This window comes from Cohaesibacter haloalkalitolerans (assembly GCF_003574655.1).
Taxonomy (GTDB): domain Bacteria; phylum Pseudomonadota; class Alphaproteobacteria; order Rhizobiales; family Cohaesibacteraceae; genus Cohaesibacter; species Cohaesibacter haloalkalitolerans.
The window spans coordinates 1-12,555 of record NZ_QNUM01000002.1 but is presented as its reverse complement, the minus strand read 5'-3'; the positions used below and the strand labels follow the sequence as shown (position 1 = coordinate 12,555).

At 55.2% G+C, this 12,555-nt stretch carries 14 protein-coding genes, 1 tRNA gene and 1 pseudogene; 9 read left to right on the top strand and 7 right to left on the bottom strand.

Annotation, left to right across the window (positions count from 1 at the left end; all coding sequences use genetic code 11):
- The first annotated feature begins 24 nt into the window (after window positions 1–24).
- Entirely contained in the window at window positions 25–918 is an 894-nt protein-coding gene (gene nadC, locus DSL70_RS03955; protein WP_119306633.1) for a carboxylating nicotinate-nucleotide diphosphorylase, read from the top strand.
- Between the two features lie 91 nt (window positions 919–1,009).
- Here the strand turns inward: nadC and DSL70_RS03950 are convergent, their stop codons facing one another.
- From DSL70_RS03950 to DSL70_RS03940, 3 genes are all read right to left on the bottom strand, one after another.
- The gene (locus tag DSL70_RS03950; protein WP_119306632.1) at window positions 1,010–1,630 is read right to left on the bottom strand and encodes a DUF805 domain-containing protein; all 621 of its coding nucleotides are present in this window, start codon (window positions 1,628–1,630) and stop codon (window positions 1,010–1,012) included.
- Window positions 1,631–1,830: 200 nt separating this feature from the next.
- Window positions 1,831–2,322, bottom strand: a complete 492-nt coding sequence (locus tag DSL70_RS03945) for a DUF805 domain-containing protein (RefSeq protein ID WP_119306631.1) — start codon at window positions 2,320–2,322, stop codon at window positions 1,831–1,833.
- A gap of 181 nt (window positions 2,323–2,503) precedes the next feature.
- Window positions 2,504–2,983: a DUF805 domain-containing protein gene (locus DSL70_RS03940; protein ID WP_119306630.1), complete on the bottom strand. Its 480-nt coding sequence runs from the start codon at window positions 2,981–2,983 to the stop codon at window positions 2,504–2,506.
- A 300-nt stretch (window positions 2,984–3,283) separates the two neighbouring features.
- Here DSL70_RS03940 and DSL70_RS03935 point away from each other — a divergent pair, with 300 nt between their 5' ends.
- From DSL70_RS03935 to DSL70_RS03920, 3 genes are all read left to right on the top strand, one after another.
- Window positions 3,284–4,186 carry a histone deacetylase family protein gene (locus DSL70_RS03935; RefSeq protein WP_245418089.1) on the top strand — a complete coding sequence of 301 codons (903 nt, stop codon included), beginning with the start codon at window positions 3,284–3,286 and terminating at the stop codon, window positions 4,184–4,186.
- A 242-nt stretch (window positions 4,187–4,428) separates the two neighbouring features.
- Complete coding sequence (locus DSL70_RS03930) at window positions 4,429–4,764, top strand: hypothetical protein (RefSeq protein ID WP_119306628.1); 336 nt, start codon at window positions 4,429–4,431, stop codon at window positions 4,762–4,764.
- A gap of 293 nt (window positions 4,765–5,057) precedes the next feature.
- Entirely contained in the window at window positions 5,058–5,294 is a 237-nt protein-coding gene (locus DSL70_RS03920; RefSeq protein ID WP_119306626.1) for an exodeoxyribonuclease VII small subunit, read from the top strand.
- 104 nt (window positions 5,295–5,398) lie between these two features.
- Here DSL70_RS03920 and DSL70_RS03915 read toward each other — a convergent pair whose 3' ends face one another.
- Complete coding sequence (locus DSL70_RS03915) at window positions 5,399–5,668, bottom strand: hypothetical protein (protein ID WP_119306625.1); 270 nt, start codon at window positions 5,666–5,668, stop codon at window positions 5,399–5,401.
- Between the two features lie 139 nt (window positions 5,669–5,807).
- Between DSL70_RS03915 and DSL70_RS03910 the strand changes: the two genes are divergently transcribed.
- From DSL70_RS03910 to DSL70_RS03880, 5 genes are all read left to right on the top strand, one after another.
- Complete coding sequence (locus tag DSL70_RS03910) at window positions 5,808–6,230, top strand: YchJ family protein (RefSeq protein WP_119306624.1); 423 nt, start codon at window positions 5,808–5,810, stop codon at window positions 6,228–6,230.
- Between the two features lie 105 nt (window positions 6,231–6,335).
- Window positions 6,336–6,926, top strand: a complete 591-nt coding sequence (locus DSL70_RS03905) for a TetR/AcrR family transcriptional regulator (RefSeq protein WP_119306623.1) — start codon at window positions 6,336–6,338, stop codon at window positions 6,924–6,926.
- Between the two features lie 176 nt (window positions 6,927–7,102).
- Complete coding sequence (locus DSL70_RS03900; protein WP_119306622.1) at window positions 7,103–8,143, top strand: NADP-dependent oxidoreductase; 1,041 nt, start codon at window positions 7,103–7,105, stop codon at window positions 8,141–8,143.
- A gap of 436 nt (window positions 8,144–8,579) precedes the next feature.
- Window positions 8,580–10,190: a bifunctional metallophosphatase/5'-nucleotidase gene (locus DSL70_RS03890; RefSeq protein WP_119306620.1), complete on the top strand. Its 1,611-nt coding sequence runs from the start codon at window positions 8,580–8,582 to the stop codon at window positions 10,188–10,190.
- 560 nt (window positions 10,191–10,750) lie between these two features.
- Window positions 10,751–10,827: transfer RNA gene (locus tag DSL70_RS03880), tRNA-Pro, on the top strand.
- A 234-nt stretch (window positions 10,828–11,061) separates the two neighbouring features.
- Here DSL70_RS03880 and DSL70_RS03875 read toward each other — a convergent pair.
- The 3 genes and pseudogenes from DSL70_RS03875 to DSL70_RS03865 all read right to left on the bottom strand — a co-directional run.
- A pseudogene (locus DSL70_RS03875) lies at window positions 11,062–11,253 on the bottom strand (ZinT/AdcA family metal-binding protein); the annotation flags it as partial.
- A complete protein-coding gene (locus DSL70_RS03870) occupies window positions 11,247–12,278 on the bottom strand; it encodes a hypothetical protein (RefSeq protein WP_162916332.1) in 1,032 nt (343 codons plus the stop codon). The pseudogene DSL70_RS03875 and the gene DSL70_RS03870, both read right to left, overlap by 7 nt.
- 60 nt (window positions 12,279–12,338) lie before the next feature.
- Window positions 12,339–12,555, bottom strand: a 217-nt coding sequence (locus DSL70_RS03865; RefSeq protein WP_162916331.1) for an ATP-binding protein, incomplete at its 5' end; no start/stop codon positions are given.

Genomic DNA, 12,555 nt, shown 5'->3' with positions numbered 1-12,555 from the left:
CGAAGACCGAAGGAAACCCCGATCATGAGCGAAGCCAGACCCATCACTGCAGACAAACTCTTTCTGCCCCAGCCGATCATTGACGAGGCAGTCCTTGCTGCCTTGAAGGAAGATCTGGGCCGCGCCGGTGATATCACCACGCTCGCCACCATCCCGGAAACTGCCCAGGCCAAGGCCGTCATTGCGGCACGCCATCAGGGCATCATCTCGGGGATTCCGCTTGCCGAAAGCGCCTTCCGCCAGATCGGCAAATGGAATGGCGAGGCGGTGGAGTTCTCTCCCAAAATGTGCGATGGCACCGAGGTGAAGAAGGGCGACGTGGTTGCCGAAATCCATGGTCCGGCTCGTCTTGTGCTGTCTGCTGAACGCATCGCGCTCAACTTCCTCTGCCACATGTCCGGTGTAGCCAGCGCCACCCATGAGATGGTCAAGTTGACGGAGGGTACCAAGGCCAGAGTGACCTGCACCCGCAAGACCTTGCCGGGGCTGAGGGCCTTCGAGAAATATGCGGTCAAGTGCGGCGGCGGCTCCAACCATCGCTTCGGCCTTGATGACGCGATTCTCATCAAGGACAATCACATCGCCGTGGCCGGGTCGATCACCGAGGCCATCCGTCGCTCACGCGATTTCGTCGGCCATCTGGTTCGGGTCGAGGTGGAAGTGGATACCATTGAGCAGCTCAAGGAAGCGATTGCGGCCAAGCCGGATGTCATCATGCTTGACAATATGGGACCGGAAAAATTGACCGAGGCGCTGGCTCTGCTGAACGGTACCGGCATCATCTCCGAAGCATCGGGCGGTGTCAGCCCGGCAACGATCCGCGCCATCGCCCAGACCGGTGTCGACTACATCTCCGCAGGCTACATCACCCATTCGGCACCGAACTTCGATCTCGGCCTCGACATTTCCGTCAGCTGATTGAGCCGCTTGTTCAGAAATGACAAAAGCCCCCGCAGGGAAACGACCTGCGGGGGCTTTTGTTTTTGATCTGCGGCTGGCGGCAAGCCAGCTAATGCTTGCCGAGCCTTTGCTGGGTAGTCTGGAAGCCCCTGAAGCCGGGGTTGTTGCCAGCACCGCGTCGTCCAAAGCCGGTGCTTTTCTGCCCTCCGACAGTTGGAACGCTGGTTCTGGGTCTTGCCTGTCCGGCTGCGCCGCCCGTGGCTCGATCAGGCAACAGTCTGGCCAGTTCCTCATCGCTGAAGGGTCTGAGCGCTTGGTCGCCTCGCTGCCTTGATGCACCCGGAGCATAGCCCATGGAGCCTCCGGACAAGGGATCGTCGCCATATTTGTTCGGGCCATCCGTTCCGCGCTTCAGGAGCAAATAATAAAAATACAAATTGACGACCGGGACTACCGATATCAGCCACCACCAGCCGCTTTTGCCGACGTCATGCAGTCTTCGAACCATGGCTGAAAAACCGGGCAGGGCGGTGGCCAGCACAAATATCAGCGTCAGGGGACTGACGCCCAGTATTGTGGCACGACCGAACAGGAGAGCCCCCAGCAGACCAATCATGAAGCTGCAGAGGATGATGAAAAGCCCCCAGTACCAGTATTCCGATCGGGGCGCGCGGCCTGAAAAGTCGAACGAATGCCTCAGACAGGAAGAAATGGCGGCAAAAAAAGTCATGTCAAACTCTGCAATCTAAGATGGTAATAATCCAACTATGGATTGCGTCTGTTAATTGAACCCTAATGGCCAATTGTCGCCTTCGGCTTTCCCTGCTCAAACCAGAGAAAGCGTTAACTGTCTATTAAAATACGTCTGCGGCAAGACAAAAGATGCGTATTTTTAAATGCAATAGCAAACCCTTGGGCGGAATGTGTTGCTTACTCCGCAGGAGACGGAGCGGACGCCGGGGCACTGGTGTAGGCCGGTTTCGCCGCCTGAGCCTCGCGCTTGGCGAGCGCCGCCAGATCGAGCGGATTGGCGCCGAAGCGGTTGAAGCCTTGTTGGCCCTTGCGCGCCAGCATGGCAACCATGGGGAACAGGCCGAAGAACGGCACGAGATACACCAGCCCCCACCAGCCCTTATGCCCTCGGTCGTGCAGACGCCGCACCGTGATGGCGATCATCGCCGGGCTCAGCAGGATCAAATGCAGCCAGACAAACGGTTCCCTGCCGCCCATAAGGTGGGAAAGCAAGAGCGGAAAGCCGCCTGGTTGCTGCTGCTGGAAATAGGTGACGTCCGCACCAAGGGCCGCAAAATACATCAGGGCATAGAACAGCAGAAACAGCCAGAATTCCATGCGTGCAGTGCGGCCTGAATAGGAAAAGGATGCTCTCAGAATTGAAAAGAGTTTGCCATAGAGTGAAAACATTGCCTTCTCCTCCGCAAGCGGTCGCTTGTCGATAAGCAGAGCCTACGGAAGAGCTTATGGTTAATCAATCGTAAAGATTGATTTTTGCTGCACATGGTTAATGCTGCAAGGCGAAGCTTGCCCCTCTTTGTGGATGCTTGATCTCGGGGAGGGGAGGCAGTTGTGGAAGGAGCCGGGGGTGTCAGGCAAAAGGCAGCTTGCGCGGCGGAAAGGCATGGCCAAAGCGATTCTCACCTGCCGGACCGGGAACAAAGCCAACCACGAAATAGAGCACCATGACCAGCGCCACCGGGATCCAGAGCATTTGCGCCATCAGGTCCGGGGCGATCGTGGCAATCGCAAAGGTCATCAGGATGCCCACCGGCACGATCAGGAACCACTTGCCCGACAGATCCATGTCGTGCAGCCGCCGCACTGTCAGTGAAATGCCGAACAGGAAGGTGAGGGCAAACCATGCTTTCCAGATCTCGGAGAGCAGCGGGGCATTGAGGCCGATGAAATAGAAGCCTGCCGTCATCAACAACGAAAAGCCGATCCACAGCCAGAATTCCGCCCGCCCGGCGCGGCCCTTGAAATCGAGGCAATGGAAGAGACTGTGTTCAACGAGCTTGACAGGGGACATGGGTACAACCTTGCGATGATCGGGCCAGCTTTCCAGCATGGGACACTCTTTTCCATACAGCAAGCCCTTGATAGTGCCCAATAACAAATCGGCCCGGTCTGTGCAAATACCGTGGCCAAACGCCCGTGCACCTGTGATTTCTTTGACAACTCAACGAATTGCCCAGCGGATAAAAGCCCCTTCTGCCTCGAATGTTGCATTGACGGAAGCCCTTGAAACGTTGGATGCATATAGAGGATAGTACGGATATCAGAGTCTGTCCGGGCTGGGATCCGGAAGAAGATCCCGTTTAGGAGCAGCTAGAGCGTGTCAACGGTTTACATTACGCATCCGAGTTTCATGAATCACAAGACGCCTGAGGGTCATCCCGAGCGCCCTGATCGGATGCGTGCGGTCAACATCGCGTTGGAGCATGAGAAATTCATCTTCATTCCGCGCGAAGAGGCTCAGCTCGGTCGCTATGAGGACATTCTGCTGTGCCATCCGCAAAGCGTGATCGATCATCTGCAAAGCGTGACGCCGGCGGAAGGGCTCATTTCGCTTGATGGCGATACCACTGTGTCGCCTGACACTCTGACCGCAGCGCTCTATGCGGTTGGTGCTTCCACGCAGGCTGTCGATGAAGTCATGCAGGGCAAGACCAACAATGTCTTCTGCGGCATTCGCCCTCCGGGGCACCACGCCGAGCGTGACCGGTCCATGGGCTTCTGCTTTTTCAACAATGCATCAATTGCCGCCCGCTACGCCCAGAAGCAATATGGGGCTGAGCGTGTCGCCATCATCGATTTCGATCTGCACCATGGCAACGGCACTCAGGACATCTTCTGGGATGATCCGAGTGTGATGTATTGCTCGACCCATCAGATGCCGCTCTATCCCGGAACCGGCGATTGGCGCGAAACCGGCAAGGATGACGAAGGCAATATCGTCAATGCCCCGCTCAGTGCGGGCAATGGGTCCGAGCAGATGCGCGATGCCTTTGAGTCGCGACTGCTGCCTGCTATTTATAATTTCAACCCCGATCTGGTGATCATTTCCGCCGGGTTTGATGCCCATATCCGCGATCCCTTGGGCGATCTGACCTGCACCGAGGCGGATTTTTCCTGGCTGACCGGCAAACTGATGGATGTTGCTGACAAATGTTGTGACAACCGGGTGGTTTCCTTGCTGGAAGGGGGCTATGACCTGACGGCTCTGGCCCGTTCGGTTGCTGTTCACGTGGACCGGCTAATGCACGGGTGATACCGCGCCTGATCCCGGAGTTTTCGGTCCACCCGAAGGGAGGGTCCAATGTTGCCAGGCATTGGACCCTTTCCTCATTCTGGCAAGCCATCCCCGCAGCCCTGTTTCCCCAAAACTCACACCTGGCAGTCAATGGCGTGGCTGACGCGCTTACGAAGCTTTGGAAAACCTCGTTGCGCTGTTACGAAACAGTGGACTTATGAGTTGTGAAAACTAACAATACAACCAAAAGGAGAAATAAGATGAAGAAATCCATTCTGGCTTGTATTGCCCTTTTGCTGGTAGCGGGTTGCGCTCAGAAGCCTGATGCCATTGCTCCGGCCTACGTGACCCCCACCCTTTATGAAAGCTTCAGTTGCAAGCAACTTGCCGCCGAGGAAGAGCGTCTCAATCAGGCTTACATGACGGCTTCCGGCCAACAGGAACAGGCCCGCAAGAATGATATCGCTGGTGTGATCCTTCTGGGACTGCCGGTTTCCAGCCTCTCCGGTGGCAACGTCGCGCCTCAGATTGCCAATTTGAAGGGCCAGAAGGACGCAGTGCGGGCAACCATGATCAAGAAGAGCTGCTCCCTGTAACGACTGGACCTGCTGCCGGATGTGAGGGCCGGGAGACTGCGCTTTCAAGGTGGCGAAGGTGTTGGATTTTGTCCGCGCTTCATGCGGATGTACATGCCTATGCCCATGTCCGAGTCCATGCCTAAGTCGCTCTGTATCTTGTCTTGCTCTTTCCCCTGTCTGGGGGGAGCAAGATCGCAGGGCTTGGCGACGGGGCTTTTGCACGAGGACATTTCCATGGTAAAGGAAATGAGCGACTCGACAGTCGCTTCGTTCACCCGATTCCAAGCCATGCCAGAGGAAATCAATTCGCCATGTCCGACCTGTCCGAGCTCACCTTTGAAGCAGCCCTTGCCGAACTGGAACAGATCGTTCAGCGTCTGGAACGCGGGGATGTCGCTCTGGAAAAGTCCATCGAGGAATACGAACGAGGCGAAGCGCTGAAGCGCCACTGCGATGCACTGCTGCGCAAGGCCGAGGAAAAGGTCGAGAAGATTCGCCTTTCCGCAGAAGGCCAACCGGTTGGCACCGAGCCTCTCGACGTCGACTGAGACGCCGGGCCTCCGAATACCTGTTTTCCAGAAATGCGTTTGTCGTGATCTGCACGATCGGTGGCTGAAGGCTGTCAGTCAGTCTGTCTGACGCCGATCCAGCCTTATTTGGAATGGGATTCAGATGTGCCGTCAGAACCACTGGAACCATCAGAGCCGTCAGCCTTGCCGTGGGCAGAGGCTTTCTTTGCAGGCATGAACAGCACCACCAGAATCCCGGCCCCGCAGCTGACCACGCTCAGCACAAACCAGACAAAGCCGGAGCGTCCCTTGGCCTTGGCTGTGATCGCGCCGATCACGCCCGCCAGAAACAACACCTGGACCACGACCATCTCGTAGCTGCCGATTTGGATCAGGCTCGGTAAATTGGACATGCAGGCTCCTCTGACTGTCAGCTTGGATGAATTGTTCTGCTTTAACAAGTTTGCCGCCGCAAGGCTATTGCCTATGCGCAGAAAGCTTTCATAAATACGACTAATCCGAAACGCGCGTCCGCAAAGCGAGGGGAGCATCATGGTCACACCAAACAATCCTGCCGACAACAAGCCTTGCCCCTGTGGCAGCAGCAAGGCCTACGCCGACTGCTGCGCTCCCTATCATCAGGGCGATGCCTTGCCTCAGAGGGCCGAAGCGCTGATGCGCTCGCGTTACTCCGCTTTTGCCCTTCAGGAAATCGACTATCTGAAGGAGACGCTCTGGCCGAAATACCAACCGGGATTTGATCATTTCGCCACGGCCAAATGGGCTGCCGAGAACCATTGGGCCGGGCTCAAGATTCTGGCCACGGAAATGGGGGAAGTGGGGGACCGGCAGGGGACGGTGCTGTTCGAGGCGCGCTATCTGGCTGGCGGGAGTCTCAATACCCATCGGGAGCTCAGCCTTTTTCGCAAGAAATCCGGCCGCTGGTACTATGTTGAGGCACTGCCTGAGGTCTGAAAGCGCCTTGCCGGAAGGATGCGGGCCGGTTGCTAATCGGGTAAAATCCAAAAATTGGCAATAAGCGACTAGACGATTGGTCTAATTTTACCTATATGCACCGACATGAACAAGAAAACGGAAAAGACGCGCGAGCATATCCTCTCTGTAGGGCGAGAGCTGATGGCCGAGTTGGGATTCAGCGCGTTGGGCCTTGGGCTGTTGCTGCGCGAAGCCGACGTCCCCAAAGGGTCCTTCTATCACTATTTCTCTTCGAAAGAAGAGTTCGCTTGCGAGTTGCTTGAGCAATATGTCGGCTACTATCACCGCAGGCTCGATGAGCTGTTCTCGAAAGAGGGACGCTCCAGCCGCGAGCAGTTGATGGACTACTGGGATCAATGGGTAGTCAGCCAGTGCCCTGCTGACCACAAGAGCACCTGCCTGATCGTCAAGCTCGGCGCGGAAGTTTCTGATTTGTCTGAGAATATGCGCAACATTCTAGCAACCGGTGTTTCGGGTGTCACGGATCGTCTGAGCCGACAGATCCTGAAGGGCAAAGCCGATGGTTCATTGGCCAGCGAGATCAATGCCGAAATGACGGCGGCATTGCTCTATCAGATGTGGCTTGGTGCCAGCCTTCTGGCCAAGGTGCAGCACTCCTCCAGCCCGTTGATACAGGCCCGCACCAACAGCGAGGCCCTTTTGCCTGCGGGCTGACGCCTGAATCCCCGTTCTCTCTGGAAAAGACAACTGAGCAAGGCCCGCAAATAGGGAAGAAACACTTCTCATCAAAAAACTAGACGACCGGTCTAATATTTACTCATCTTATGCCCGGAGCCGCCCAGTATCGGGGGCAGCCAAGCGGCTAACCCACATCAAGGAAGAAGCCTGACATGACACAGACTGCAACGGCCAACCGCCAGTTCCTTCTCAATGAACGCCCTGTCGGGGCCCCGGACGAAAACACCCTGAAGCTGGTGGAAACCAGCATCCCCGAACCGGCCGATGGCCAGATGCTGCTGCGCACGGTTTATCTGTCCCTCGATCCCTACATGCGCGGGCGCATGAGTGCGGCCAAGTCCTACGCCCAGCCGGTGGAGATCGGCGACCCGATGGTCGGCGGCACTGTAGCGCGGGTGGTCAAATCCAATCTGCAAGGCTTTACCGAAGGCGACTGGGTGCTCTCCTTTAACGGCTGGCAAGACTATGCCCTGTCCGATGGCACCATGGTGACCAACATGGGCAAGACCCCCGAAGCCCCGTCATGGGCCTTGGGTGCGTTGGGGATGCCTGGCATGACGGCCTATACCGGCCTGTTGCAGATCGGTGCTCCGAAGCCGGGCGAAACCGTGGTTGTTGCTGCGGCGACCGGAGGTGTGGGAGCCAACGTCGGCCAGATCGCAAAGATCAAGGGTGCCCGCGCTGTTGGCATCGCCGGTGGCAAGGACAAATGCGATTACGCAGTCAACGAGCTGGGCTTTGACGCCTGCATCGACCGCAACGCGCCTGATTTTGCGGAGCAGCTGGCGACAGCCTGTCCCGATGGCATTGACGTCTATTTCGAAAATGTCGGTGGCGATGTGTTCAAGGCCGTCGTGCCGCTCCTCAATTCCGGTGCTCGCATTCCGCTTTGCGGCGTCATCGCCCAATACAACAGCACCGAGTTGCCTGAAGGGCCGGATATGTCCGGTGCCCTGATGGCAAGCTTCCTCAAGAGCCGGGTTACCGTGCGCGGGTTTATTGTCTTCCAGGACTTTGGCCATCTCTATCCCGAGTTCGCCGCCGACATGACCCGATGGATCAAGGAAGGCCGGATCAAATATCGCGAGCATCTGGTGGAAGGTCTCGAAAATGCCCCCGCCGCCTTCCTTGATCTGCTCGAAGGCCGGAACTTCGGCAAGATGGTCATCAAGGTCGGCGAGCACGATCTCTGATCCTTGAAGCACGGCAATAGTCTGCAAAACCCGGTGGGAAGAGCCTCATCGGGTTTTTTGTCAATCACGCAACCGTGACCTCCAATTCGCCTAAAGTGTGAGTGAAATTTGCGCGTTTGCCCGCTGGCGGGGCAAATTCTCGTCAGGATATCCAAGGCCTGTCCGGATATTTCGACATATTTGTGGGGATCCTGCTTTCCACTCTAGCCACGGCAAACCTGTCATGAAACAGTTGCCGTGGCTGGTTAATGTTGCCTGCGATTTGGAGGGCCCCGGTTTGCCGGAGAAAGGCCCACGGAAAAGCTCCCCGGAAGCAAGCCACCATTTCTGTCATGGCTCACACTAATTCACGGACAGGAATGGATCAGGATTTCGATACTGAAGTGGGACGAGATCAGTTCGGGGAGATCAATCATGTTTTGGAGGTTTCTCTCATATGAAAAATCTACTCACCGGTGTTGCTGCCCTTGCCATGACCGCTGGCCTTGGCGGCGCTGCGCATGCAGACTACACCCTCAACATTCTTCATCTTAACGATGTTCATTCCCGCATCGAGTCGATCAGCAAGTATGATAACACCTGCGATGCCAAGGGCGAAGAAGAAGGCAAGTGCTTTGGCGGTGTTGCCCGCGTCAAGAGCGAAGTAGAGAAGCTCCGTGCAGAGTTCGCCAAGGATGGCGCCAACTCCCTGCTGCTGCATGCTGGCGACGAATTCCAGGGCTCGCTGTTCTATTCCACCTACAAGGGCGAAGCTGCTGCCGAATTCGCCAACGCCATTGGCTATGATGTGATGGCTGTCGGCAACCATGAATTCGATGACGGCCCGAAAGGCCTTTCCGATTTCATCGGCAAGGTGAACTTCCCGATCATCTCCGGCAACATCGATGTGTCCAGCGAGCCTGTGCTCAAGGGCAAGATCAAGCCTTACGTCATCAAGGAAGTCGGTGGCGAGAAGATCGGCATCATTTCCACTCTGGCCGTTGATACCGCCGAGACCTCGTCTCCGGGCGAAAAAGTGATCTTTACCTCTTCCGAGGACTACCTCAAGCAGGCGGTTCAGGAACTGACCGAGCAGGGCGTCAACAAGATCATTGCGCTCACCCATGAAGGCATCACCAAGGACATGGATCTGGCTGCCAAGGTTGCCGGGATCGACGTCATCGTCGGTGGTCACTCCCACACCCTGCTGTCCAACACCGACGAGAAGGCCACTGGCCCTTATCCGACCCTGGTGAAAAATCCGGATGGCAAGGATGTGCCAATCGTGACCGCCTATGCCTACACCAAATATCTTGGTGATCTGAAGGTTACCTTTGATGATGCCGGCAATGTCATTTCCGCCAAGGGCGATCCGATCCTTCTGGACGCTTCGGTCACGCCGGACGCTACCGTGCTGGCACGTATCAAGGAGCTGGGTGCTCCAATCGCTGAGCTCAAGGCCAAGGTGATTGGTTCTCTCGGGGCTGACGTTGACGGCTCGCGCGAAACTTGCCGCCAGAAGGAATGTGCCATGGGCGTACTCGTTTCGGACGCCATGCTGGAACGCGTCAAGGATCAGGGCATCTCGATCGCCATCCAGAACGGCGGTGGTCTGCGCGCCTCCATCAAGGGCGGTGAGGTCACCATGGGTGACGTGCTAACCGTTCTGCCATTCCAGAACACGGTTGCCACCTTCCAGCTGACCGGCGCTGACGTCATCGCCGCTCTGGAGAATGGCCTCTCGCAGGTTGAAGAAGGCGCAGGCCGCTTCCCACAGGTCGCTGGCCTCAAATACAGCTGGTCGCGCGCCAAGCCTGCCGGTGAACGCGTTGTCTCTGTCGAGGTCATGAAAGACGGCGCATGGGCGCCAATCGACAAGGAAGCCGTCTACGGCGTTGTCTCCAACAACTACATGCGCTCCGGTGGTGATGGCTACAAGGTCTTCAAGACCAACGGCCAGAATGCCTATGACTACGGCCCGAACCTTGAAGACGTGGTGGCAAGCTATATCTCCGAGCATCCGGACTTCACGGTCGCTCTGCCGGGCAACATCACCGAAGTCGAATAAGCCATTTATCCTGCTCAGGATTTGAAACTGAAAAGGCTCGGTGGGAGATTCCCTGCCGAGCCTTTTTCATGACGTCTGATGCGAGCTTCAGTCCGTTCGTTTCCGGACCCGACGCAAGTCGACTTGTCGCAGGTGCCAGGAGTTGAGATAATAAAAACTGTTCCAATCTTATGCGGGAGGCGTGCCATGACTGTCGTTTACGGGCTAATCGTCATTCTCATCACTTTCTTGATGGCTCATGCGCTTTACAAGGTGGTTGAGCGTTTCAAGAAATAACCCCAGCGATCAATCCTGAAGGGGAGAGAAAACCTTCTTTAGCGCAAGGGAATCGGAGCCACTCCGCAGCCCTCGAAACTGTTGTCTCCAAATCCGCTATCCTCGCCTTTTCCAGCAACCCATTTTTCTCGACCATGGCAGCCAAATGGGGAAGCAATCCGCTCCGCTTTGTGGACAAGCTGTCGATTGCACAAAAGTCGGTGAAGATCTGCTCTAAATCTGCATCATCAGGCCATGACGCGCTTGATTATTTCATTCCTTTGTCATAATCCTACCGCCACCAACGGAGTGTAGCTCAGCCTGGTAGAGCACTGCCTTCGGGAGGCAGGGGCCGGAGGTTCGAATCCTCTCACTCCGACCAACCTTTTCAATAGGTTAGGTCTTTCCCCTTTGGGTGAAAAACAAAAAACTCACCAAAAACTCACCAGAGGTATTTCGTGCAAAAGAGCCACACCAGTGCGTAGTCGATTTTGTGTGGAAAAAGGTATGCGCGAGAGCCGCAAGCTCGGGAAGCGAGCCTGCAGTCTCTCTCGGCGTCTGATTAGTACGCCAGCATTTCCTTGACGATTTTATCTCCTGCCAGGGAAGTTGGATATTAGGTTGGCCAGTTGGTAACTTCCTTCAGCAATTCTGCTCGATCATTCCCCCAGTAGAGATGATAATGGTCGGCGTCTGCCGGAGCGATGCGGTGATCACTAAACTGAATAAACCGGGGAACCTCACTGTCTTCTTCTGCTTTCACAAAGATAAACCCGACGCCTTGGCTGCACTGCCTGTAGGTCAGTATTTAGGCTTGTACCTTTCCTCGGGTGTTTTCCAGCTAAGGAAATAATCGAGCGGATCCTGTGTGCCAAGAACCTCACGAGCGAGTTTCACACGCTCTCTGACCCTGTTTTCCTGGTCTTCTGGAAGCGACGATGCCTTCTGTTCAAGTTGTTTAAAGAACTGCTCAATTTGCTGCACTCTCGCCCAACTTTCGATAATCTTTTGAAGATCAATATCGCTGTCTACGATTGATTTTTCTACAGCGCGTCTGTCGTCTTCACGTCGGGATTTTTCCCATCGTTCCTCCCACTCACGTCGCCTTGCTTCTGCTTCGCGGTCAGCCTTCTCTCTTTCTTGCGTGAGGGTGATTATGCTCTTCTCTATTTGCTCAACAATTGAAGGAATAATGGTGTCTAGCTTCGAACTAGTTGTATCCTGCCACACCTTCTGCCAACTCACGCCTGCATATGTTTCATAAATGACGAGGCGCAGACGGCCGGTAGGTAAATCTTTAGAGGTGGTCCAAGACCTCTCGAGCATGAATTTCGGAAGCTTCAGTTTGCGAAAGGCGGCTTCTCTAAGATATTTCCCTTCAACATAGTGCAGAAGAGTATCCTCTGATGTTTCGACAATAGAGATGCCAAGCACCATGCCTTGAACATCGACTACCGTCGGACGCAGAGGCGACCATTTGCCGTAACGATTATAACCGCGGGTACCATGGCTTTCACGCTCATCGATATCCGGGCGACGAAAGCCGCTGTCTTTTGATGCGATAGAGACATTATGGCCCGCTTCTTTAAACGCTCGAAACAACACCGAAGCGAACGCTAAGGATCTATCAAGGCAGGCTCTGGAGGTTGTGATGTCTACCAGAAGCTGTTTATAGGGTTTTAGGTAACCCTCCTCTTCGATCTGACGAGAATTGATGAAATTTTCTTTCGCTTGTATCAATAATGGGTGTATTCGGTACCGCTTTTGCTTTGAATGTGTCTTTTGGGGAATCGAAACAGTTTGGTTGAAATTTCTTAAGATGTTGAATGTCACTGAGAACTGACCCGGTACTTTCACCGAGAATTGACCCACCGTTCCGTTATGTACCTGCGATTATGCGGTGGTCAATGTTTTCGTTTCCTTTCGTGTTTTCTGTGCCTGTTTTGAGCTTGCCTTGAACCGATAGCTGTCGTTGTCTGTTTTGAGGATGTGGCATCGATGGGTAAGACGATCAAGCAATGCGGTTGTCATTTTCGCGTCTCCAAAAACCTGAGCCCATTCACTGAAGCTCAAGTTTGTCGTTATGATCACGCTGGTGCGTTCATAGAGC